Origin of the sequence: Rhizobium aouanii (genome assembly GCF_037002925.1) — a bacterium.
GTDB lineage: Bacteria > Pseudomonadota > Alphaproteobacteria > Rhizobiales > Rhizobiaceae > Rhizobium > Rhizobium aouanii.
On sequence record NZ_JBAMYD010000011.1, the window covers coordinates 150,311 to 172,398 of the forward strand.

24 protein-coding genes are annotated in these 22,088 nt (G+C 61.7%); 16 read left to right on the forward strand and 8 right to left on the reverse strand.

Annotated features, from left to right (window positions below):
• The first annotated feature begins 1 nt into the window (after window position 1).
• The 4 genes from V8P77_RS20180 (at window position 2) to deoA (ending at window position 3,383) form a co-directional block, all read left to right on the forward strand.
• Window positions 2-391 (forward strand): cytidine deaminase, encoded by a 390-nt coding sequence (locus V8P77_RS20180; protein ID WP_028757711.1) that lies wholly within the window; start codon window positions 2-4, stop codon window positions 389-391.
• Window positions 388-1,188, forward strand: coding sequence for a purine-nucleoside phosphorylase (locus V8P77_RS20185; protein WP_335913956.1), 801 nt, complete (start codon window positions 388-390; stop codon window positions 1,186-1,188). Before V8P77_RS20180 ends, V8P77_RS20185 begins: the two co-directional genes overlap by 4 nt.
• A gap of 109 nt (window positions 1,189-1,297) precedes the next feature.
• Window positions 1,298-2,074, forward strand: coding sequence for a deoxyribose-phosphate aldolase (gene deoC / locus V8P77_RS20190; RefSeq protein WP_335913957.1), 777 nt, complete (start codon window positions 1,298-1,300; stop codon window positions 2,072-2,074).
• A 1-nt stretch (window position 2,075) separates the two neighbouring features.
• Entirely contained in the window at window positions 2,076-3,383 is a 1,308-nt protein-coding gene (gene deoA, locus V8P77_RS20195) for a thymidine phosphorylase (RefSeq protein WP_335913958.1), read from the forward strand.
• A gap of 6 nt (window positions 3,384-3,389) precedes the next feature.
• On the opposite strand, the gene V8P77_RS20200 is transcribed toward deoA, so the two are convergent.
• The 7 genes from V8P77_RS20200 to V8P77_RS20230 all read right to left on the reverse strand — a co-directional run bounded on the left by V8P77_RS20200 (window position 3,390) and on the right by V8P77_RS20230 (window position 8,945).
• Complete coding sequence (locus V8P77_RS20200; protein WP_335913959.1) at window positions 3,390-3,959, reverse strand: TIGR02281 family clan AA aspartic protease; 570 nt, start codon at window positions 3,957-3,959, stop codon at window positions 3,390-3,392.
• A 125-nt stretch (window positions 3,960-4,084) separates the two neighbouring features.
• Window positions 4,085-4,714: a uracil phosphoribosyltransferase gene (gene upp / locus V8P77_RS20205; protein ID WP_003544477.1), complete on the reverse strand. Its 630-nt coding sequence runs from the start codon at window positions 4,712-4,714 to the stop codon at window positions 4,085-4,087.
• A 106-nt stretch (window positions 4,715-4,820) separates the two neighbouring features.
• The gene (locus V8P77_RS20210) at window positions 4,821-5,789 is read right to left on the reverse strand and encodes an adenosine deaminase (RefSeq protein WP_335913960.1); all 969 of its coding nucleotides are present in this window, start codon (window positions 5,787-5,789) and stop codon (window positions 4,821-4,823) included.
• Window positions 5,786-7,006 carry a phosphopentomutase gene (locus tag V8P77_RS20215; RefSeq protein ID WP_335913961.1) on the reverse strand — a complete coding sequence of 407 codons (1,221 nt, stop codon included), beginning with the start codon at window positions 7,004-7,006 and terminating at the stop codon, window positions 5,786-5,788. Before V8P77_RS20215 ends, V8P77_RS20210 begins: the two co-directional genes overlap by 4 nt.
• Window positions 7,007-7,212: 206 nt before the next feature.
• Window positions 7,213-7,794, reverse strand: a complete 582-nt coding sequence (locus V8P77_RS20220) for a TadE/TadG family type IV pilus assembly protein (RefSeq protein WP_335914049.1) — start codon at window positions 7,792-7,794, stop codon at window positions 7,213-7,215.
• Entirely contained in the window at window positions 7,794-8,429 is a 636-nt protein-coding gene (locus V8P77_RS20225) for a TadE/TadG family type IV pilus assembly protein (protein WP_335913962.1), read from the reverse strand. The genes V8P77_RS20220 and V8P77_RS20225 overlap by 1 nt, the downstream gene beginning before the upstream one ends.
• Before the next feature lie 114 nt (window positions 8,430-8,543).
• Window positions 8,544-8,945 (reverse strand): pilus assembly protein N-terminal domain-containing protein, encoded by a 402-nt coding sequence (locus V8P77_RS20230; protein ID WP_062943055.1) that lies wholly within the window; start codon window positions 8,943-8,945, stop codon window positions 8,544-8,546.
• A 379-nt stretch (window positions 8,946-9,324) separates the two neighbouring features.
• On the opposite strand from V8P77_RS20230, the gene V8P77_RS20235 reads away from it, so the two are divergent.
• The 10 genes from V8P77_RS20235 (at window position 9,325) to V8P77_RS20280 (ending at window position 19,082) form a co-directional block, all read left to right on the forward strand.
• Window positions 9,325-9,510, forward strand: coding sequence for a Flp family type IVb pilin (locus V8P77_RS20235; RefSeq protein ID WP_064653453.1), 186 nt, complete (start codon window positions 9,325-9,327; stop codon window positions 9,508-9,510).
• 125 nt (window positions 9,511-9,635) lie between these two features.
• Window positions 9,636-10,148, forward strand: coding sequence for an A24 family peptidase (locus V8P77_RS20240; protein ID WP_335913963.1), 513 nt, complete (start codon window positions 9,636-9,638; stop codon window positions 10,146-10,148).
• A 110-nt stretch (window positions 10,149-10,258) separates the two neighbouring features.
• Window positions 10,259-11,074, forward strand: a complete 816-nt coding sequence (gene cpaB / locus V8P77_RS20245) for a Flp pilus assembly protein CpaB (protein ID WP_335913964.1) — start codon at window positions 10,259-10,261, stop codon at window positions 11,072-11,074.
• 11 nt (window positions 11,075-11,085) lie between these two features.
• Window positions 11,086-12,585 (forward strand): type II and III secretion system protein family protein, encoded by a 1,500-nt coding sequence (locus tag V8P77_RS20250; RefSeq protein ID WP_335913965.1) that lies wholly within the window; start codon window positions 11,086-11,088, stop codon window positions 12,583-12,585.
• The gene (locus tag V8P77_RS20255) at window positions 12,582-13,334 is read left to right on the forward strand and encodes a CpaD family pilus assembly protein (protein ID WP_335913966.1); all 753 of its coding nucleotides are present in this window, start codon (window positions 12,582-12,584) and stop codon (window positions 13,332-13,334) included. Before V8P77_RS20250 ends, V8P77_RS20255 begins: the two co-directional genes overlap by 4 nt.
• A 14-nt stretch (window positions 13,335-13,348) precedes the next feature.
• Window positions 13,349-14,626, forward strand: a complete 1,278-nt coding sequence (locus tag V8P77_RS20260) for a CpaE/TadZ family protein (protein WP_335913967.1) — start codon at window positions 13,349-13,351, stop codon at window positions 14,624-14,626.
• 132 nt (window positions 14,627-14,758) lie between these two features.
• Window positions 14,759-16,234, forward strand: a complete 1,476-nt coding sequence (locus V8P77_RS20265; RefSeq protein ID WP_335913968.1) for a TadA family conjugal transfer-associated ATPase — start codon at window positions 14,759-14,761, stop codon at window positions 16,232-16,234.
• Between the two features lie 5 nt (window positions 16,235-16,239).
• Window positions 16,240-17,247 (forward strand): type II secretion system F family protein, encoded by a 1,008-nt coding sequence (locus V8P77_RS20270; RefSeq protein WP_335913969.1) that lies wholly within the window; start codon window positions 16,240-16,242, stop codon window positions 17,245-17,247.
• 15 nt (window positions 17,248-17,262) lie between these two features.
• On the forward strand, window positions 17,263-18,249 hold the full coding sequence (locus V8P77_RS20275; RefSeq protein WP_335913970.1) for a type II secretion system F family protein: 987 nt from the start codon (window positions 17,263-17,265) through the stop codon (window positions 18,247-18,249).
• A 200-nt stretch (window positions 18,250-18,449) separates the two neighbouring features.
• On the forward strand, window positions 18,450-19,082 hold the full coding sequence (locus V8P77_RS20280; RefSeq protein WP_335913971.1) for a LysE family translocator: 633 nt from the start codon (window positions 18,450-18,452) through the stop codon (window positions 19,080-19,082).
• 102 nt (window positions 19,083-19,184) lie between these two features.
• Here V8P77_RS20280 and V8P77_RS20285 read toward each other — a convergent pair whose 3' ends face one another.
• Window positions 19,185-20,021, reverse strand: a complete 837-nt coding sequence (locus tag V8P77_RS20285) for a tetratricopeptide repeat protein (RefSeq protein WP_335913972.1) — start codon at window positions 20,019-20,021, stop codon at window positions 19,185-19,187.
• A gap of 144 nt (window positions 20,022-20,165) precedes the next feature.
• On the opposite strand from V8P77_RS20285, the gene V8P77_RS20290 reads away from it, so the two are divergent.
• Both V8P77_RS20290 and V8P77_RS20295 read left to right on the forward strand, forming a co-directional pair.
• On the forward strand, window positions 20,166-21,557 hold the full coding sequence (locus V8P77_RS20290; RefSeq protein WP_335913973.1) for a leucyl aminopeptidase family protein: 1,392 nt from the start codon (window positions 20,166-20,168) through the stop codon (window positions 21,555-21,557).
• 169 nt (window positions 21,558-21,726) lie between these two features.
• The gene (locus V8P77_RS20295; protein ID WP_027669177.1) at window positions 21,727-22,077 is read left to right on the forward strand and encodes a MarR family transcriptional regulator; all 351 of its coding nucleotides are present in this window, start codon (window positions 21,727-21,729) and stop codon (window positions 22,075-22,077) included.
• Window positions 22,078-22,088: the final 11 nt, after the last annotated feature.

Sequence of the window (22,088 nt, forward strand, 5' to 3'; positions counted from 1 at the left end):
TATGTCTCACGATCTGTTCGAAGCCGCCCGCGGCGCCATGGCCTTTGCCCATGCGCCCTATTCGAAATTCCCGGTTGGCGCCGCGATCCGCGCCGAGGACGGCAAGGTCTATACTGGCGCCAACATCGAAAACCTCTCCTTTCCGCAAGGGTGGTGCGCCGAGCCGACGGCGATCGGCGCGATGATCATGGGCGGCGCCAAGAAGATCGTCGAAATGGCGGTCATTGCCGAGAAGCTGCCGCTCTGCCCGCCCTGCGGCGGCTGTCGGCAGAAGATCTCCGAATTCGCCTCCAAGGAGACGAGGATCTATCTCTGCGATGAGGCGGGCGTGAAGAAGACCATGACGATGGAAGAGCTTCTTCCCTTCAGTTTCGAGACCGAACTCGGATGAAGGCGACCGTCAACCTGCTTGCCGCATTGCTCGGCGGCATCAAGCCGCGCCACGGTATCGTGCTCGGCTCCGGTCTCGGCTCCCTCGTCGGTGCGCTGGACGGCGCTGTGCGTGTTCCCTATCGCGACCTGCCGGGCTTTCCCGTCAGTGCCGTCTCCGGCCATGCAGGCGAAGTCGTCGCCGGCCGCCTCGGCGGCGTGCCTGTCGTCATGCTCTCCGGCCGCGTGCATTATTACGAGAAGGGCGATGCCAATGCCATGCGCCTGCCGATCGAGGTGCTGAAGGCGCTCGGCGTCGAGGCGCTGATCCTGACCAATTCGGCCGGATCTCTGCGCGACGACCTGCCGCCCGGTTCGGTGATGCAGATCACCGATCACATCAACTATTCCGGCGTGAACCCGCTGATCGGCGAGGAAAGCGATCATCGTTTCGTCGGCATGACCAATGCCTATGATGCTGGCCTTGCCGCGGCGATGCAAAGGGCAGCGGCAAAGCTTAAAATCGAGCTGGCGCAGGGAGTTTATATGTGGTTCTCCGGTCCAAGCTTCGAAACGCCGGCGGAAATCCGCATGGCGCGCATCCTGGGCGCCGATGCCGTCGGCATGTCGACGGTGCCCGAGGTCATCATCGCAAGAATGCTGGGCCTGAGGGTTGCAGCCGCCTCCGTTATCACCAACTATGGGGCAGGCATGACCGGCAATGAGCTCAGCCATGAAGAAACCAAGGACATGGCGCCCATCGGCGGCGCCCGTCTCGCCGCCATATTGAAAGACATGATTGCAGCTGGAACAGGATGATTTTAGGCCGGGTCGGCCTAAAATCTGAATCCTGTTCTAAATTAGATAGTTAGAACATGGCGCCGAAACCGCGCACACTTTGCGGCTTCATGCTCTAGAGGAAGCGAAGATGAATAGCCATTCCAACCGGGAGACGGCGGCTGTCGCCCTTTCTCTTCTCGATCTCACCAATTTGAAGGATGATTGCACCGAGGCGCAGATCGACGCGCTCTGTGCCCGTGCGCAGACGCCCTACGGCACCAGCGCTGCGATCTGCATCTGGCCGCGGTTCGTCGCTCAGGCCCGCACTATCCTTGGCACTGGGCACGCCGTGCGTATCGCGACCGTCGTCAACCTCCCTTCCGGCGATATGGAAGTAGCCGATGTCGCCGCTGAAGCCCGCGAGGCGATTGCCGATGGCGCCGATGAGATCGATCTGGTCATCCCCTACCGCAAGCTGCTCGCGGGCAATGAGAAGGCGGTGACCGACATGGTCAAGGCCGTGCGCGCAGAATGCGCCGGCCCCGTCCTGCTGAAGGTCATTATCGAGACTGGCGAGCTGAAGGATGCCGCATTGATCCGCCGTGCCTCCGAACTCGCCATCGAAGCCGGCGCCGATTTCATCAAGACCTCGACCGGCAAGGTCGCCGTCAATGCTACGCTCGAAGCCGCCGACATCATGATCCGCACCATTCGTGAAAGTGGACGCAAGGTCGGCTTCAAGCCATCAGGCGGCATCGGCTCGGTGACCGATGCCGCACTCTATCTGAGTCTTGCCGAAACCATCATGACACCGGACTGGGCGATGCCGTCGACGTTCCGCTTCGGCGCTTCCGACCTGCTCGACGATATCCTGGCGGTTCTGGGCGGAACACAGTCGGCACCGGCTACTGCGTCGAGCTACTGAAATGATTCCGCAGGAGATCATCCGACGTAAGCGCGACGGCGACGAACTCGACGCCGCCGATATCAGGTCCTTCATCGCTGCGCTTGCTGCTGGCCGATTGTCGGAAGGCCAGATCGGCGCATTCGCCATGGCCGTCTGGTTCAAGGGCATGTCGCGGGCCGAAATCGTGGCCCTGACGCTGGCGATGGCCGATTCCGGTGACAGACTGCAATGGGCCGATATCGACCGCCCGATCGCCGACAAACATTCGACCGGAGGCGTCGGCGACAATGTTTCTCTGATGCTGGCGCCGATCGCCGCTGCCTGCGGCCTCGCCGTTCCGATGATCTCCGGACGCGGCCTCGGCCACACCGGCGGCACGCTGGATAAGCTCGAATCCATTCCCGGCTATATGATCACCCCGGACGCGGACCTGTTCCACAAGGTCGTGAAGGAGGCGGGATGCGCCATCATCGGCCAGACCGGGACCTTGGCGCCCGCCGACGGCAGGCTCTATGCCGTGCGCGATGTGACCGCCACCGTCGATTCCATTCCCCTCATCACCGCTTCTATTCTCTCGAAGAAACTTGCGGCCGGGCTCGAGACGCTGGTGCTCGACGTCAAGGTCGGCAACGGCGCCTTCATGGCTGACCGCGGCCAGGCGGAGATCCTGGCGCAATCGCTGGTCGAGGTGGCCAATGGCGCAGGCGTGAAGACCTCGGCCCTGATCACCGACATGAACCAGCCGCTTGCCGATAGTGCCGGCAATGCCGTCGAGATGCGCAACTGCCTGGATTTCCTGGTGGGCGGGAAAAAGGACACGCGGCTTGAGACTGTCGTTCTTGCTTTCGCCGCCGAAATGCTGGTGAAATCCGGCATTGCCGCTTCCTTTGATGAAGCCGAGAGGATGGCGCGTCAGGCTCTGTCATCGGGAAAGGCGGCTGAAGTCTTCGCGCGTATGGTATCGATGCTCGGCGGCCCGGCCGATCTCATCGAAAATCCCGACCGACATCTGGCCAGGGCGCCGGTCGCAAAGCCTGTTCCGGCCGCCCGGTCCGGCTGGCTTGCCGCCTGCGATGCGCGCGGTATCGGCGTCAGTGTCATCGATCTCGGCGGCGGAAGACGCCATCCGGCCGACCGGATCGATCATCGCGTCGGCTTTTCCGAACTCCTGCCGCTCGGCACCCGCGTCAATGCCGGCGAACCGATCGCGCTGGTTCACGCCGCCGACGAAGCCGCGGCAGAGAGGGCTGCTGCGGCACTTGCCGCGCACTACCGCATTACCGAGGAGAAGCCGGAGCTGACACCGGTGATTGCCGGCCTGATCTGACGCGGTTTACTGCTTGAGGCTGAGCGAACCGTCGGCGACGGAATAGGAGGCGAGCTTCTGCAGGAAGCTCATGCCCACCAGCGTCGTCGTCAGCGCATTGTCCTTCAGGACGAAGGCTTCGACCTCACGCACGCGAATACCGCCGATCTCGACCCGGTCGAGCGTCACATGCGCGGCCTTGGTCTGGCCGTTCGCGGTGTTCACCCCATAGCGGAAATCGAGCTGGTTGGCGGTGTAGCCGAGCCGGCGGGCGAGCGTCTCGTTGAGCGCCACATAGGTGGCGCCGGTGTCGATCAGGCCCTGCACCGGCTTGCCGTTGATCTTGAAGCTGCCGGTGTAGTGGCCCTGCGCATCGGCCCGCAGGCGGATCGCATTGCTGCCGTAGAGGGGCTCCGGTGCGACCGGCTGCTCGGTTTCGGTCGATGCGTAATTGGCGGAGAGAGCGTCAGCGGGCTTCTGGCTGGTGCCTCCGAAGAAGGAAGGCACCTGTGTGGCGAGCACCGCGGCGATGCTGGCGAATAGAACGGTACGCACGAGCATGAAACAGAAATCCTTCCTGTATAAACCCGGCTTCATGCAGGGCCTCATGCTTCAAGCTTGCTAAACTTCAAGTGCTGATAAGTTGCTAATATCGACAACAAAAGGCCCGGAACGAACCTCCAGGCCTCAAAGTCTTTCGATTTGGTAAAGGAAGGTTGAAATTACTTGGTGCCGTACATGCGGTCGCCGGCATCGCCGAGGCCGGGCATGATATAGCCCTTCTCGTTGAGATGACTGTCGATCGATGCGGTGAAGACAGGAACATCGGGATGCGCGGCGCGAAAGTTGCGGATGCCTTCCGGGGCGGCAAGCAGGCAGAGGAAGCGGATATTGTGGGCGCCGCGTTCCTTGAGCTTGTCGATCGCCGCGATCGAGGAATTGCCGGTCGCAAGCATCGGGTCGACGACGATGATCAGCCGCTCGGCAACGTCTTCCGGCGCCTTGAAATAATATTCGACCGGCTGCAACGTCTCGTGGTCGCGGTAGACGCCGATATGCGAGACGCGGGCGGACGGCACGAGATCGAGCATGCCTTCGAGCAGCCCGTTGCCGGCGCGCAGGATCGAGGCGAAGACCAGCTTCTTGCCCTCGAGGATCGGCGATTCCATCGTCTGCAGCGGCGTCTCGATCGTTTCCATCGTCAGTTCGAGATCGCGGGTCACTTCGTAGCAGAGCAGCGTCGAGATTTCGCGCAGCAAGCGCCGGAAACTTCCCGTCGATGTCTCCTTGCGCCGCATGATGGTGAGCTTGTGCTGCACAAGCGGATGATCGATGACAGTGACGCCGTCCATGGGGAAGCCTTTCATTCTTTCTATCGAACGTTTCTTTCACGGAAATCGGCCCGACCGCAAGAGTGGCGGTCAATTTGCGTCGATCTTCCCCAGCCTCTCGAGTCTTTTAAAGCCGAGCGAGCAAAGCCTTTTGTGTCTCATCGTCGACGAAGGCGGCTTCGATCGCCGTGCGCGTCATGGCATCGATCTCGGCGTCGCTGAAGCCGAAGGTCCCGGCCGCAAGTTCGTATTCCCGCTTGAGCGAAGTATGAAAGAAAGGCGGATCGTCCGAGCTGATCGTCACCCTGACACCTGCTTCCTTCAGCCGGCGCAGCGGATGGGACGCGAAATCGGGAAAGACCCCGAGCGCGATATTGGAGCCCGGGCAGATCTCGAGCACGGTGCCGAGATCGGCAAGCCGCGTTACGAGATCGAGATCCTCGATAGCGCGCACGCCGTGGCCGATGCGCGAGGGGCGCACCGCATCGAGCGCGTCGGCGACGCTGAAGGCGCCGCAGACCTCGCCGGCATGGATGGTGAGCCCGAGGCCGGCATCGCGGGCGATATCGAAGGCGCGGGCATAGTCGGCCACACGGCCCCTGCGCTCTTCGCCGGCAAGGTTGAACCCGGTAATCAGAGGGTTAGCGGCCTTTGCCGCATATTCGGCAGCACCAATCACGCTCTCCGGACCGAAATGCCGCTCGCCGGTGACGATCAGTCGGGCCTCGATGCCGCTCTTTTCCTTGGCCCGCCGGATGCCTTCGCAGATACCGGATATATAGGCATCGGCGCCCAGCCCGATGCGCTTGCCGTGGTCGGGCGAAACGATGAGCTCGCTGTAGATCGTATCGATGCCGGCGAGTTCGTCGAGATAGGTTTCGGTCAGAAGCGCATAGTCCTCCTCCGTCCTGTAGACCTCGGAAACCTTGTCGTAACATTCGAGGAAGCTTGCGAAATCATGCCAGACATAGGCGCCGTCGCGAAGCTCGGCGCTGATGTCGACGCCGTATTTCTGCGCCTGCGCCGCGGTCAGAGCGGGCGGTGCCGCACCCTCCAGATGGCAGTGCAGTTCGACCTTCTTCAAATGCGATGTCACAGAAAACTCCTTCCGTGCGCTCCGGCCGGGATGCCGAGATGCCGCGCGATGCTCTCGCCGATATCGGCATAGCTGCGGCGCACGCCGATCGAACGCGATCGGATGCCGGGACCATAGGCGATGACAGGCACGCGTTCGCGCGTATGGTCCGTGCCGCGCCAGGTCGGGTCGCAGCCATGATCGGCGGTGAGCACGACGAGATCGCCGGGCTTCAGTTTCTTGTGAACGTCGGGCAAGCGCGCATCGAAGGCTTCGAGTGCCGCGGCATAACCCGGCACGTCGCGGCGATGACCGTAGATCATGTCGAAATCGACGAAATTGGTGAAAACGAGATCGCCGTCCTCAGCCTCGTCGATCGCCGACAGTGACGCATTCATCAGCGCCTCGTTGCCGTTCGCCTTGATGACCCTGGAAATGCCCTGATGCGCGAAGATGTCGCCGATCTTTCCCACAGCATGCACGTGCCGGCCATGCTCGATCAGCCGGTCGAGCAGCGTCGGCTCCGGCGGCAGCACGGAGAAGTCGCGCCGGTTTCCGGTGCGCTGGAAAGTAGAGGCGGACTGGCCGATAAAGGGCCGGGCGATGACGCGGCCGATATTGTAGGGATCGAGCAGCCCCCGGGCCAAACGGCAGAAGGCGAGCAGACGATCGAGGCCGAAATGTACCTCATGCGCGGCGACCTGAAAGACCGAATCCGAGGAGGTGTAGCAGATCGGTTTGCCGGTGCGGATATGCTCCTCGCCGAGCCGGGCGATGATCTCCGTTCCCGAGGCATGGCAGTTGCCGAGGATGCCGGGCACGCCAGCCTCCCTGCACAGCGCCTCGATGAATTCCGGGGGAAAGGCGTCACCCTCTAGCGGGAAATAACCCCAATCGAAACTGACAGGTGTTCCCGCGATCTCCCAATGGCCCGACGGCGTATCCTTGCCACGGGAAATTTCGGTGGCGGCGCCATAAATGCCGTAGACCTTCTCCGGGACGGGCATGCCGGCCGGAAACCGGCCGGAGGCGGACCGCGCGATCTGCATCAGCCCGAGTTCCGACATGTTGGGCAGGGATAGCGGCCCTTGGCGCAATCCGGCGCGGTCTCCGGCTCCGGCCGCGCAGAATTCGGCGATATGGCCGAGCGTATCGGCGCCCTCGTCACCATAGGCCGCCGCATCCGGCGCTCCGCCGACACCGAAGGAATCCAGAACGAAAAGAAAGGCACGCGCCATTTTACACCCGAGAGAGCCGATCGCCGGCCTCTGGAATGTCGGAGGCGGCTGAGATCCAGCCATATAATGCTGCGGCCGGCTTGGCAAATTGCGGCGCCGAGCGTCTTATTCAGACGCGCAAGGACGCTGTAACATTTTGAATTGCTGCATACTCCCATCGATTTCGGTTGAGGGAGTGATGCGGCAGAGAAGAGCGGGAAGGGCCGTCAGCAGTCGCCGCAGGGAATCGAGTCGCCTTGCCGCTGGCGGTAGAAATAACTGCGGCTGATGGTGATCGTACGCATGCCGTCCGGCATGAAGTTCGGGGCGAACAGGAACATCGTATAGGGGATGCTGACCTCGGTACGAACAAGGAAGCTGTTCGCCGTCTTCATGTCTGACGGCACGTCGCTCACCGCGGCGTTCTTGGCATAGGGCACCGTCCCGTCCTGCGCCCAGGACCAGAGCACTTTCGCATTGGCGCCGGCGTCGATGCTGATCCCGGTGATCTTCATCGTCAGCGACGTCGTGTTGTAGGGCAGGAAAATTGCGTTTGCGACCGATGGCATTTGCGCAAGCGCACTCTTGGTGACGGATTGCTGCTGGGTGATGAGGTCTGCCACCGTTCCTGCGGCGCGTGTCACGCGCTTGCTGACGCTGAGGCCGATCGTGATCTCGAAAGCGCCGATATAGAGCATGACCAGCACGGGAAAGAGGATCGCGAATTCGATCGCTCCGGCGCCCTTGCGGTCGCAGGCCAGCCGCCGCACCGTCAGGACCAATCTGGTGAACGGGTTGCGCAACGCCATCATGGATACTGCTCGTTCTGGAAGGCCGCGGTCCCGACGATCAGATATTGGCTCGGCATCGAGCCGCCGGAGGGACGTATCGTGGTGATGTAAGGCCGGACCAGATCCGCGGTGATTTCCCAGCGATAATAGGCGCGTAGCATGTTGATCGTGCCGGCGCCGCCCGGCGTATATTTGAAGGCCGCCGGGTTGATGTCGGCATATTTGTCGGTGGAAAGCTTGGGGATCGTCGTCGGAATGGCCGAGAAGGTGCTGAACGTCTGCACATCCAGGTAGAGCTTGCTCGGCGTGGCGACTTCGGTCGCCGAGCAGCGGACCAGGATCGAGATCTCGTCGCAGAAAGCCTGGCGGAATTGCGCCTGGTTCATATCGGTCGTGCGGCCGAGATTATAAGTGATTTGCCCGGTTCGCATCCGGCGGCCCATCGTATCGACGGCATTGGAGACGAGTTCTTCGGCGGCGAAGGCGACGAAAGTTTCGAGGATTGCGAAAATCACCAGGAAATAGGGAATGGCGAGCAGCGCGAATTCGATCGCCGCAGCACCGTCGCGTGAGCGGGCGAGGGCGCGAAACCGTAAGAAACGGAACGGCGCAAAAGCGCGCCCCTTATCCGTCTTCTGATCAATTACCGTCATTGCCTGGACCCGAGCGACATTTTCCAGTCGTCAGACTAAGGTCCGTTCGTTGATTTTCCGTTTCAACCTGACACGAGGATTTTAACGATGATCGAGAAAGCTCTGAGATGGTGCTCAGGGTGAGGCGGCCGCTTGCTGCGCATGCTGCTCACAATTCGGTGTGCAGGACAGCACGGAGCGCTCGGTCTGCCGATAGACACGCACGGTATTGCCCTCGTCGATCGACACCAGGATGCGTTCGTCGAGGATCGCGTTGCCGTCGGCATCGAGAAGGACCAGATTAGTGGTGCCGAAGCTGCGTCCCGTGAGCACGATGGTCTTGGCGTCGGCCACGGTCGCATCGGCGACTGCGGCATTGCCGACGATCACCTTGCTGACAGGGCGGTCGAGCTTCAAGACGCGCGCGTGATCCATATAGACGCGCAGCATGTCATCGTCTGCGGCCGCGGAAACTCCCGAAATACCGAAAACGGCGATCATGCCGGCAAAGAAAATGGTTTTGCCGCTCGATGACATTGGGTCCTCTTTCACGATCACAGCGCAATATGCGCATAGAATGGAAAAAAATGGTGAACGAAGGCTTAAGTCCCCCCACTCTGTTCCGGGATGAAGCGTAATGATCCGATTTGGTACGGCTTTAGGATGGTGCACGCCTCGGTTGGAAACAGAATATGTGCTATTTCCGGATGAATGGCGGTTATTCCAGGAATATCGGTAAATATTGAGCGAAGCGCGTAAGAAAATACTGACTCTACAGGGGCGTATTGTCTCGTTCACATGTCGTTAACTCTTTTCCTTAAGCCGATGGAAACGGCCATTCGCTAGGTTGCAGTCATCCGATCAACGGCAAACAGTTGGCGGACGTGCTGAACATCAACTGGAGTTAGGAGTTACCATGACCAAGCTTTTTAGCCGTTTTCTGAAGGACGAATCCGGCGCGACCGCAATCGAATACGGCCTGATCGCCGCTCTCATTTCCGTAGCGCTCATCACCGGCGCAACGGCACTCGGCAACAATATCGGCAACACGTTCACCAACCTGAGCGGCAAGATGAGCACCGCGGCCACTGCGGCCAAGTAAAATAAGCGATGCCGACGCGGCGTCTGCATAATGCCGGTCGGATTTAATCTGGCCGATATATCGAGTGGGCTCACAGGCTGAACGGCCGTGGGCCTTTTCGCATCAAGTCACGATCGGGTATACGCATGATCGCAGCTGCAGTCTTTGTGATACTGCCACTCTGCCTGGCCATGGCGGCTTTCTCGGATCTGTTCACCATGACGATCCCGAACCGCATTTCCCTGATCCTGATCGCCTCTTTCCTCGTCCTTGCGCCGTTCTCCGGCTTGGGGCTGGGAATGATCGGCATGCATCTTGCCGGCGCCGCCATCGTCTTCAGCGCCTGCTTTGCTCTCTTCGCCTTCAATGTGATGGGCGGCGGAGACGCCAAGCTGTTGAGCGCCACCGCGCTCTGGTTCGGTCTGAACGAATCCCTGCTTTTCCTGATGGCCGATGTCGCCGCGATCGGCGGTCTCATCACCTTGCTCATCCTGCTGGTGAGAACGCAATCCAATACCATCCTCGCCATCGGCCTGCCGGTGCCGAACTCAGTCCTGCTTGCCAAGAAGATCCCCTACGGCATCGCGATCGCGATCGGCGGCTTCATGGCCTTTCCATCCTCGCCGCTGTTCGTCGCCGCGCTGGAAAGCCTGAAATAACGGCATTTTAAATGCCCGTTAACTTAAAATGTAAGCGTTCCATTAACCATAATTATACCAATTGCTGAGCATTCTACAGGGCGAACATATCGTGCCCCGAGGAATGATCGATGAAACCGGCCCGCCTTATAATCCTAGCTGTCGCCGTGGCGGCAGCCGGCCTTGCCGGCCTCCTGGCAATGCAAATGGCGGGCAGTGGCGGTGTCGTTACCCAGGTCCAGTCGGTCATCGAGAAGGAACCGACCGTCAACGTCCTCGTCTCGAGCGGCAATCTGCCAGTCGGCGCAAGGCTGGACGAAAAGTCGGTTCACTGGATGGCCTGGCCGCAGGATGGCGTCGTCCAGGGCGTGATCACCGAAGCCGACAAGCCGGATGCGATCAAGGATCTGCAGGGTGCCGTCGTGCGGCTGCCGATCTTCGAAGGCGAACCGATCCGGCCGGAAAAGGTTGCCGATTCCAGCAGCCGCATCCTCTCCTCGCTGCTGCCGGCCGGCAAGCGCGCCGTCGCGACCGAGATATCGGTGGCAACGGGTGCCGGCGGTTTCATCCTGCCGAATGATCGCGTCGACGTCATCATGGTCCGCAAGGGTGCTGAGGCCGACAAGCTCATCACCGAAACCGTGCTGAGCAATGTCCGCGTCCTCGCCATCGACCAACAGATCCAGGAAAAGGACGACGGCTCGAAATCGGTGGTCGGCACGACCGCGACGCTGGAGCTTACGCCCGATCAAACGAAGGTTCTTGCCGTCGCCCAGCAAATGGCGGACCGGCTGTCGCTGGCGCTGCGCTCGGTCGCCGATGCGCAGGAGCAGGATACCAGCGCCGCCGACTATCTGCTGAGCGGCGACAACGGCAGTGCGATCATCCAGGTCATCAAATCGGGCGCCATCGTCACGGATGCCGGCGCCGCGCCGAAGGCGGAATAAGGGACGTGCAAATGGGCAACTCAACGCGGCGCGCCGGACCTCTCCTGACAGGCTGCCTTTCGCTGGCAGTCGGCGTCTCCGGTATAGTGCCGGCTTCTTTCGCCCCGCTTTTCGGAGCAGGCGAGGCGCGCGCCGATTCCGACAGCCTGGTTCGGATCTCGCAGACCGGCTCCAATGCTCATCGCCGGTTGAAGCTCGGACTCAACAAGGCCGTCGTCGTCGATCTGCCGGAGGATGCGCATGATATCCTCGTCTCCGATCCGACCATGGCCGATGCTGTGACCCGCACCTCGCGGCGTATCTACCTGTTCGGCAAGAAGGTCGGCCAGACGAATATCTTCGTCTTCGGTGCCGGTGGACAGGAGATCGTCAACCTCGACATCGAGATCGAGCGCGACGTCTCCGGCCTCGAAGTCAATCTCCGTCGCTTCATTCGCGACTCCAACATCAACGTCGAAATCGTCTCCGACAACATTGTGCTGACCGGCACGGTGCGCACGCCGCAGGATGCCACACAGGCGGCTGATCTGGCGCAGGTGTTCCTGAAAGGGGGCGAAGCGACGACCAGAACCGAAACGGCATCCGGCACCGGCGGCGACAGCTCGGTGGCGCTCTTTGCCGAAGGTCGCCAGAGCTCGCAGGTCGTCAACCTCCTGCAGATCGAGGGCGAGGACCAGGTCACCCTCAAGGTGACGATCGCCGAGGTCCGTCGCGAGGTGCTGAAGCAGCTCGGCTTCGACAATCTGGTTTCCAATTCCTCCGGCATGACGGTCGCCCAGCTCGGCAGTCCGAGCGCCGACAGCGCGACAGCGACGGTCGGCGGCGGCTTGGCGGCGCTCTTCAAGAGCTCGATCGGCAAATACGACATCTCCACCTACCTCAACGCGCTGGAGCAGGCCAAGGTTGTCAAGACGCTCGCCGAACCGACGCTGACGGCGATATCGGGTCAGGCCGCGACCTTCAATTCCGGCGGCCAGCAGCTTTATTCGACGACCGACAGCGACGGCAACGTCACCGTCGTACCGTTCAATTATGGTATCAACCTCGCTTTCAAACCGGTCGTGCTGTCATCGGGACGCATCAGCCTGCAGATCAAGACCAATGTCTCCGAACCGGTGGCCGGCAGCGGCAACGCCACTTATCAGCGCCGTTCGGCGGAGACCTCGGTGGAGCTGCCTTCGGGCGGCTCGATCGCGCTCGCCGGCCTTATCCGCGACAACGTTTCCCAGACGATGGGCGGCACACCCGGCGTTTCGAAGATCCCACTGCTCGGGACGCTCTTCCGCCAGAAGGGGTTCGAGCGTCAGGAAACCGAGCTCGTCATCATCGCAACGCCCTATCTGGTGCGCCCGGTGGCGCGTAACCAGCTCAACCGGCCGGACGACAATTTCAGCCCTGAGAATGACGGTGCAACCTTCTTCCTCAACCGTGTCAACAAGGTCTATGGCCGCCGCGAGGCGCCCGTCGCCGATGCGCAGTTCCACGGCTCGATCGGGTTCATCTACAAATGAGCGGGGCGCGAGCGGCAGCGATGGCAGGAAACAGAGATCAGGCGATGGCCCATATGAATGCGACGACACCCCGCCTCGGAATCTCGAAGGCGCTTTTTGCCACGGTCGCCATTTCGGCGGCGATACTTTCCGGATGCGCCGGCCCGCATGACCAACTGACGACCGGCGGCATTCCGGACGATTACCGCGCCCGCCACCCGATCATCGTCACGGAGGCGGAGCAGACGGTGGATATACCCGTCGCCTCCACCGATCGCCGCCTGACCATCGCCCAGCGCGACCTCATTCGTGGCTTTGCCGCAAACTATATCTCGCGCGCCTCGGGCCCGGTTTACGTGCTGTCGCCGCAAGGTTCGCCCAATTCGGCTGCCGCCTATCAGCTGCGCAATCAGGTTCGTGCCGAGCTGACATCGAGGGGGATTGCAAGCTCGAAAATCGTCAACACCTCCTATGCCGCGGTCGGTCCCGGCGATGCGGCGCCGATCCGGCTGAGCTTTACCGGCACCACAGCGGTCACCACGCAATGCGGTCAGTGGCCGAAGGACATATCGAACGACTTGACCAACCAGAACTACTATAATTTCGGCTGCGCCTCGCAGAACAATCTTGCCACCCAGATCGCCAATCCGGAGGATCTGGTGGCGCCCCGCGGCATGACCCCGATCGATGCGCAGCGGCGCAACAATGCGATCCAGGAATACCGGACGACGACGACGACGATCGAAGATGCCAGCGACAGCGGATTCTGAGGCGGAACGGAACGATGAGCGCGATCGAATACGAAATCAGGAACCCCAGCGAGCTTCGCAATGCCGAGGAGGCGGTGCGCATGGCCGATCTGGAAAACATGCGGCCGCTGCCGCGCATCTCCGTCCATGCCTTCTGCGAGAGCGAGGCCCTGCAGCATGTCATGGAACGCTGCGCCAATGACCGGCGCGTGGCGAAAGTCACCATGCGCATTACCAGCGGCGGCATCGCCGCTGCCGCCAATATGTTCTCCGGCGCCCCGACGCCGAACCTCATCATCCTTGAGACCAAGGCGAATGCCGGAAACCTGCTCGGCGAACTCGCGCCGCTCGCCGCAGTCTGCGATCCGACGACCAAGGTCGTCATTATCGGCTATTACAACGATATCGGGCTTTATCGCGAGCTCATCCGCAACGGCATTTCCGAATATATGGTCCAGCCCGTTGCCATGCCCGATATCCTCACGGCGATGGCCTCGATCTTTGTCGATCCGGACGCCGAGCCGCTCGGCCGCAGCATCGCCTTCATCGGCTCGAAGGGCGGCACCGGCGCTTCGACCATCGCGCATAATTGCGCCTTCGGCATTTCCAATCTTTTCTCCACCGAGACGATCCTCGCCGATCTCGACCTGCCCTACGGCACGGCGAACATCGACTTCGATCAGGATCCGGCCCAGGGCATCGCAGAAGCGGTCTTCGCACCCGATCGTCTCGACGAGGTCTTCCTCGACCGCCTGCTGACGAAATGCTCCGAGCATCTGTCGCTGCTTGCCGCACCCTCGCTGCTCGACCGTGCCTATGACTTCGACGGCCAGGCCTTCCAGCCGGTGCTCGACGTCCTGCAGCGCAGCGCGCCCGTCACCGTGCTCGATGTTCCGCATGCATGGTCGGAGTGGACGCGCTCGGTGCTGTCGAGCGTCGACGAGGTGGTCATCTGCGCGGTTCCCGATCTCGCCAATCTGCGCAACGCCAAGAACATGCTGGACGCGCTGCGCAAGATGCGGCCGAACGACAGGCCGCCGCATCTCATCCTCAATCAGGTCGGCATGCCGAAACGGCCGGAGATTTCGCCGTCGGACTTCTGTGAACCGCTGGAGATCGATCCGATCGCGATCATCCCCTTCGACATCAATCTCTTCGGCAACGCCGCCAACAGCGGCCGGATGATTTCCGAAGTCGACCCGAAGTCGCCGACGGCGGAAACCTTTTCGCAGATATCGCACATCGTCACCGGCCGGGTCGCGATCAAGAAGGCGAAGAAAGGTGGCCTGCTGGGCCTCCTGAAGCGCAAGTAGACGATGAGCAATTCCAGCAAAACTGTGCAGCGGTTTTGCGTCCGGAATTGCGTGAAAACAAAAAGATAGTGCATTTCCTTGACTCGGAGAGATCGGGAAATGCTCTGGAACGAGCAGATTGGATCGAGTGGCATGTTTGGAAAACGCGGAAACGAAGGTTCCGGAAAGGTCGGGGGGGCGATTGCTCCGCCGCCGCCGGTTCCGGCCGCCGCCCCTGCGGCCTCTTCCCCCTCCATTCTGGTCGAACCCGCGCGCGAGGCCGCACGCCAGCAGGTGACGCCACCGCCGATGCAGACGCCGCAGCGCAAGCGCCCGGCCCGCACCGATGAATATTACCACACCAAGGCGCAGGTCTTTTCCGCGCTGATCGACACGATCGATCTCTCGCAGCTCTCCAAGCTCGACGGCGAAAGCGCCCGCGAGGAAATCCGCGACATCGTCAACGACATCATCACCATCAAGAACTTTGCGATGTCGATCTCCGAGCAGGAAGAACTGCTCGAAGATATCTGCAACGACGTCCTCGGCTACGGCCCGCTGGAGCCGTTGCTGGCGCGCGACGACATCGCCGACATCATGGTCAACGGCGCCGGCCAGACTTTCATCGAAGTCGGCGGCAAGACGATCGAATCCGAGATTCGTTTCCGGGATAATGCACAGCTTCTCTCGATCTGCCAGCGCATCGTCAGTCAGGTCGGCCGCCGCGTCGACGAATCGAGCCCGATCTGCGACGCCCGCCTGCCGGATGGTTCGCGCGTCAACGTCATCGCGCCGCCACTGTCGATCGACGGGCCGGCGCTCACCATCCGCAAGTTCAAGAAGGACAAGCTGACGCTCGATCAGCTCGTCCGTTTCGGCGCGATCACGCCGGAAGGCGCAACCGTGCTGCAGATCATCGGGCGCGTGCGCTGCAATGTCGTCATTTCAGGCGGCACCGGCTCGGGCAAGACGACGCTTCTGAACTGCCTCACCAACTATATCGACAGGGACGAGCGCGTCATCACCTGCGAGGATACCGCCGAACTGCAGCTGCAGCAGCCGCACGTCGTCCGTCTCGAAACGCGTCCGCCGAATATCGAAGGCGAGGGCGAGATCACCATGCGCGATCTGGTCAAGAACTGCCTGCGTATGCGTCCCGAGCGCATCATCGTCGGCGAAGTGCGCGGACCGGAGGTCTTCGACCTCCTGCAGGCGATGAACACCGGTCACGACGGCTCGATGGGCACCATCCACGCCAATACGCCGCGCGAATGCCTGAGCCGCATCGAATCGATGATAGCCATGGGCGGCTTTACCCTGCCGGCAAAGACGGTGCGCGAGATCATTTCCAGCTCGGTCGACGTCGTCATTCAGGCGGCGCGCCTTCGCGACGGTTCGCGCCGCATCACCCAGATCACCGAGGTGATCGGCATGGAAGGCGACGTCATCATCACCCAGGACCTGATGCGCTACGAGATCGAAGGCGAGGATGCGAACGGCCGCCTGATTGGCCGGCACACTTCGACCGGCGTCGGCAAGCCGCATTTCTGGGATCGCGCCCGCTACTTCAACGAGGAAAAGCGTCTTGCCGCCGCCCTCGACGCGATGGAAGCGAAAACAAAGGAATAGGCGAGATGTTCGGGTTCGATCCGATAGTGCTGGCAATCGTCCTCCTCGCGGCCGTCTCCGCGGCGGCGGTAGCCTACGCCCTGTTGTTTTCGAAGATCGAGGCCGACAAGAAATCGGCAAGCCGCATCAATCGCGTCAAATCGGCCGAAAGCGACCGGGTCAAGGTCAAGGCCGCTCGTGACCGAGTGCAAGAACTGTCGAAGCGCCGCAAATCCGTGCAGGACAATCTGAAGGATCTGGAAAAGCGCCAGCATGAGAAGACCAAGAAGACCCTGTCGATGAAATCGCGGCTGGTGCAGGCCGGCCTGACGATCACGGCAACGCAATTCTATCTCTTCAGCGCCGTCTTCGCCTCGGTGCTGCTGCTCGTCGCCCTGGTCATCGGTGTATCATGGATGGTCATGCTCGGCGTCGCCGTCGTCGCCGGTTTGGGCCTGCCGCGCTGGGTCGTCGGTTTCCTGATCAAACGCCGCCAGACCAAATTCCTCAACGAACTCCCCAATGCGCTTGACGTCATCACGCGCTCGATCAAATCGGGACTGCCACTCAACGATGCGATCCGCCTTATCGCCACCGAAGGCACCGAGCCTGTCAAGAGCGAGTTCCTGCGGGTGATTGAGGCGCAGCAGGTAGGCCTCAGTATCCCCGACGCCTGCGCCCGCATGACGATCCACATGCCGCTCCAGGAAGTCAGCTTCTTCGCCATCGTCATCGCCATCCAGTCGCAGGCCGGCGGCAATCTGTCGGAAGCGATCGGCAACCTCTCCAAGGTGCTGCGCGAGCGCAGGAAGATGAAGGCCAAGGTCCAGGCGCTTTCGATGGAAGCCAAGGCGTCGGCCGTCATCATCGGGGCTCTGCCCTTCATCGTCGCGACCCTCGTCTACATGACGTCGCCGAGCTACATGATGATCCTTTTCACCGATCCGCGCGGTCATTTCATCATGGGTGTCTCGGCGATCTGGATGTCTATCGGCATCTTCGTCATGCGCAACATGGTCAATTTTGACATCTAGCCGGAAGGAAGCACCATGTCGCAGGATCTTGCCGCAACGCTGACCAATCCGAGCATGCTGATCGCCCTTCTCGTCGCGATCGCCGTCTTAGCCACTTTTTACACGATTGCCGTTCCCTTCTTCGAGCGCGGCGATCTGAACAAGCGCATGAAGGCTGTTTCCACAGAGCGCGAGCAGATCCGTGCCCGCGAACGCGCCCGCATGAACACGGAAACAGGCGCCGGCAAGGCCTCGCTCAGGAGCCAGAACAACCGCTCGGTCCGTCAGATCGTCGAGCGCTTCAACTTGCGCAAGGCGCTGGTCGACGAAAACACGGTCAACAAGCTGCGTGCCGCCGGTTTCCGTTCGGAGAATGCGCTGAATACCTTCCTGGTGGCGCGTTTTCTTCTGCCTTTCCTTTTCCTGGCGCTTGCTGCCTTCTGGGTCTTCGGCCTCGGCAATCTCGCCGAAAAGGGCACGCCCATCCGCCTCTTCGCCGTCATCGGTGTCGGTTATCTAGGCTTCTACGCGCCGAATATCTTCATCTCGAATCGCATGAGCAAGCGCCAGCACTCGATCAAGCGCGCGTGGCCGGATGCGCTGGACCTGATGCTGATCTGTGTCGAATCCGGCATCTCGATCGAGGCCGCGATGCGCCGTGTGTCGGAAGAACTCGGCGAGCAGTCGCCGGCGCTCGCCGAGGAGATGGTGCTGACCACGGCCGAGCTTTCCTTCCTGCCGGATCGCCGCGTGGCGCTCGAAAATCTTGCCACGCGTACCCAGATCGAGCTGGTGCGTTCGGTGACTCAGGCGCTGATCCAGGCCGATCGCTACGGCACGCCGGTCGCGCAGGCGTTGCGCGTTCTCGCCCAGGAAGGACGTGACGAGCGCATGAACGAGGCGGAAAAGAAGGCGGCCGCGCTGCCGCCGAAACTGACGGTGCCGATGATCCTGTTCTTCCTGCCGGTGCTGATCGCCGTCATTCTCGGTCCGGCCGGCATTCAGGTGGCAGACAAGTTCTGATGATTGCGCCAGCCCGGAAAGCGGATGCCGCTTTCGGCAGAAGACGATGTTGCCTCAAAGACCATTGGTCCGATCTGCAGCCTTCAATCACGGGTGACCGCCGCTGGCATAGCTGGTAAACGGGATGGACGACCATTGGCAAGTGCGCGGATGCAGCCGCAGTGCCCCTGGCGCTCGTTCATCCAAGAGTGAGGTCTCCGATGTCTTCTGCCGGCATTTTCATCAGCATCATGGCAGCCTTGGCGGTCGGCGCGATGAGCCCTGGCCCGAGCTTCGTCGTCGTCTCCAGGATCGCCATCTCGCGTTCAAGGCTGGATGGCCTTGCGGCCGCGCTCGGCATGGGCGCCGGCGGTGTCGTTTTCGCCGTGCTGGCGCTTGCCGGGCTGACGGCGCTGCTGTCTCAGTTCGAATGGCTCTATGTCTTGCTAAAGGTCGCAGGCGGCGCCTATCTCGTCTATATCGCCGTCAATATCTGGAGGAGCGCCGGTCAGCCGCTCGAAGTCTCTGACGCCGTTAACGGCAACCGCGCGCTGAGATTGAGCTTCATGACTGCGCTGCTGACCCAGCTCAGCAACCCGAAAACCATCATTGTCTATGCCAGCCTCTTTGCGGCACTTCTGCCGAGGACGGTGCCGCTCGATCTCATCGTCGCGCTGCCGCTCGGCGTCTTTGCCGTGGAGGCGGGGTGGTATTCGATCGTGGCCGTCGCCTTTTCGGCCCGCCATCCGCGGCGTCTTTATCTTGCCGCCAAGGGCTGGATCGACGGGGCCGCCGGTGCCGTCATGGGGGGCCTGGGTTTGCGTCTCATTCTTTCGGGCCTGAGCGCCCGCTAGAGCCGAAAAGTGTGCGCGCTTTTTGGACGACATCATGCTCTAACTCTTTAAATTACATCATGATCTCTCCGAAGGCGTAAGCCTTTCGACGACGTGATTCGGTCAGTTGGTGTTGCTGTCGCCGGCTAGCTGCGGCGTCTTGTCCTTGGCGGCGAGTTTCTGCCAGGAATTTGGCTGTGAGAGCATGCCTCGGAGATAGGCGACATTGGCATCGGCCTGTTGCGGCGAAAGTTCGCGTCGGGCGATCTGCTCGGCTTCCGGGAAACGCCCCTGCAGACCGACGACGAGGGCAAGGTTCTGCCTGACACGGCTGTCGGCGGTCGGCTGGCTGGCGGCGGAGCGCAGATAGGTTTCCGCCGTGCGCAGATCGCCGGTCAGCACGTAGGACATGCCGAGGTTGGAAAGGATGGAGGGCTCGTTCGGCTGGATGTCGAGCGCGTCGCGGTAGCGCTGCCGGGCATCGCTTGCCCGGCCCATCTGGTCGAGGATCGCGCCTTGGGCCGAAATCAGCTTCCAGTCCGGACGGTCCGGTGTCTGGGCGCGGCCGATCGTGTCGAGCGCCTGCTGAAACTGACCGGCCGCCGCCTGCGCCTTGCCGTAGGCGGCCAGCACATTGCGGTCGCCGGGATTGGCGATTGCCACCTGCTGCATGACGGCGAGCGCCTGCGTGTCGCGGCCGTTCATGCGCAGCAGATTGGCGTAGTTGACGCCGGTGACGGGATCGCGCGGGTTCTTTTCATAGGCCTGGCCGAGCCGGTCCGTCGCCGAGCGCAGCTCGGTCGCATCCATCTCTTCGACCGGCTTGGTGAGTTTCGGCACCGAGCCCGTTGTCATCCGGTCCTTGGTCGTCGAGCAGCCGGCAAGTGCCAAGACGAGCAGCGATGCCGCAGCGCCCTGCAGGATACGATTGGTGAATGTGGTGGTGAGCGAGGCAGGCATGGCGCGTTCCTGGATTCCGAAATCGGCGCCTGACCTCGAAGCGGAACAGGGAAAGGTTTGACGCGTAATCTTCGCTCCAGCAATAGTCTGTTAACCCTAACAGACCGTTAAGGAACGATTCCTTACGACCGCCGAAGGACAATCATGGCCCCCTATCAGTTCATCGAGAGACCGACCCCTTTCAACGCGAAGGGCGGTTCGACGCTGCCGATCTTTGCCGTCACGCCTGCCCATATCGAGACCGGCACGATCGATCCGATCGCGCTCGATTGGGCGCGCAGGGCAGGCTACAAGGCCGAAAGCGGGTCGCTGCTGCTGATCCCGACGGCCGAAGGCCATCTCGGCGGCGCGCTTTACGGCCTCGGCACCAATCCATCCGAGCAGCCTTACATCACCGGCAGGCTCGCCCGTGCGCTGCCGGCCGGCGACTGGCACATCGAGACCGCGCCGCTGACGGCAAATCGCCTGGCCCTCGGCTTTGGGCTCGGCAGCTACCGTTTCGACCGGTACAAATCCGAAAAATCGCCGGCGGCGACGCTGATGATCCCCCGCGATGCCGACGCCGCCGACATCAAGCGCCAGCTCGCCGGCGTCTTTCTCGCCCGCGACCTCATCAATACGCCGACGAATGATATGGGCCCGGAACAGCTCGAGACCGTTTTCCGCGGCCTGGCCGGACACTACAAGGCGGAAATATCGGTTATATCAGGCGATGACCTGCTCAAGCAGAACTTCCCGCTGGTCCATACCGTCGGCCGCGCCAGCGCCGATGCGCCGCGCCTTCTTGAACTGCGCTGGGGCAAGAAGGGCCATCGCAAGGTGACGCTTGTCGGCAAGGGCGTCTGCTTCGATACCGGCGGTCTCGACATCAAGCCTGCCGCTTCCATGCTGCTGATGAAGAAGGACATGGGCGGCGCGGCGAATGTCATGGGGCTTGCCTTGATGATCATGGACGCCAAGCTGAAGGTAGACCTGCGCGTTATCTTGCCCGTCGTCGAAAACGCGATCTCGTCCAATGCCTTCCGGCCCGGCGACATCTACCGGAGCCGCAAGGGCCTGACCGTCCAGATCGACAATACCGACGCCGAAGGCCGTCTGATCCTTGCCGATGCGCTCGCCTATGCCGACGAGGAAGAGCCCGAGCTCTTGATCGACATGGCGACGCTGACCGGCGCCGCCCGCGTAGCGCTTGGTCCGGATCTCCCGCCCTTCTTCACCGATGACGCCAATCTGGCGCATGATCTGACCGAAGCGAGCCTGGAAACCGACGATCCCATCTGGCGCCTGCCGCTCTATTCCGGCTACGAAAAGGATATCCGCACCAAGTTCGCTGACCTCACCAACGCGCCGGCCGGCGGCATGGCAGGGGCGATCACCGCCGCCCTCTTCCTCAAGCGTTTCGTCAGCAAGGCGAAGAGCTGGGTGCATTTCGATATTTACGGTTGGGCTCCGTCCGAACGGCCGCATTCGCCGGGCGGTGGCGAAGCACAAGCAATCCGCGCGCTCTTTCACCATATCCGCGAAAGCCTGCGCTGAGCCACGCGCAAAAAAGCGTTGAGGCGCGCCGCGTATTCACGCGTTGCGCCCCGCTGCCGATCGTTAAAATTTTATTCACCTTGCCGGGCGGCAATTTCTGCCGCCCCTTGCATGTGCGTGGCAACTGCCGGAAAATGGAACGTTAGCGTAACGATCTTCCGGAGGGGCCGTGCCGATCGAACTGACCGCCTCGCAGGCGCTGGGGCTCTGGCATGGCGTGGCGCTCGATCAGGTCCGCCACGACGACCGCGATTTGACGTTGCGCCAAATGGCGATCCTGCTGCATATTTATCTGGTGCCGCCGCCGCACACCGTGCGCGGGCTTGCCGCCACGCTTGAGGTCACCAAGCCGGTCATTACCCGTGCCTTGGATACAATGGGCGAGATGGGCCTGGTCGATCGTGTGCGCGACGATGCCGACCGGCGCAATGTGATCATCAAGCGCACTGTCGGCGGTGCGCTTTATCTGGAAAAGCTCGGCGATCTCATCCGAGATCAGGCCCGCCGGTTGCCGATCTGAAAGGAATGCGA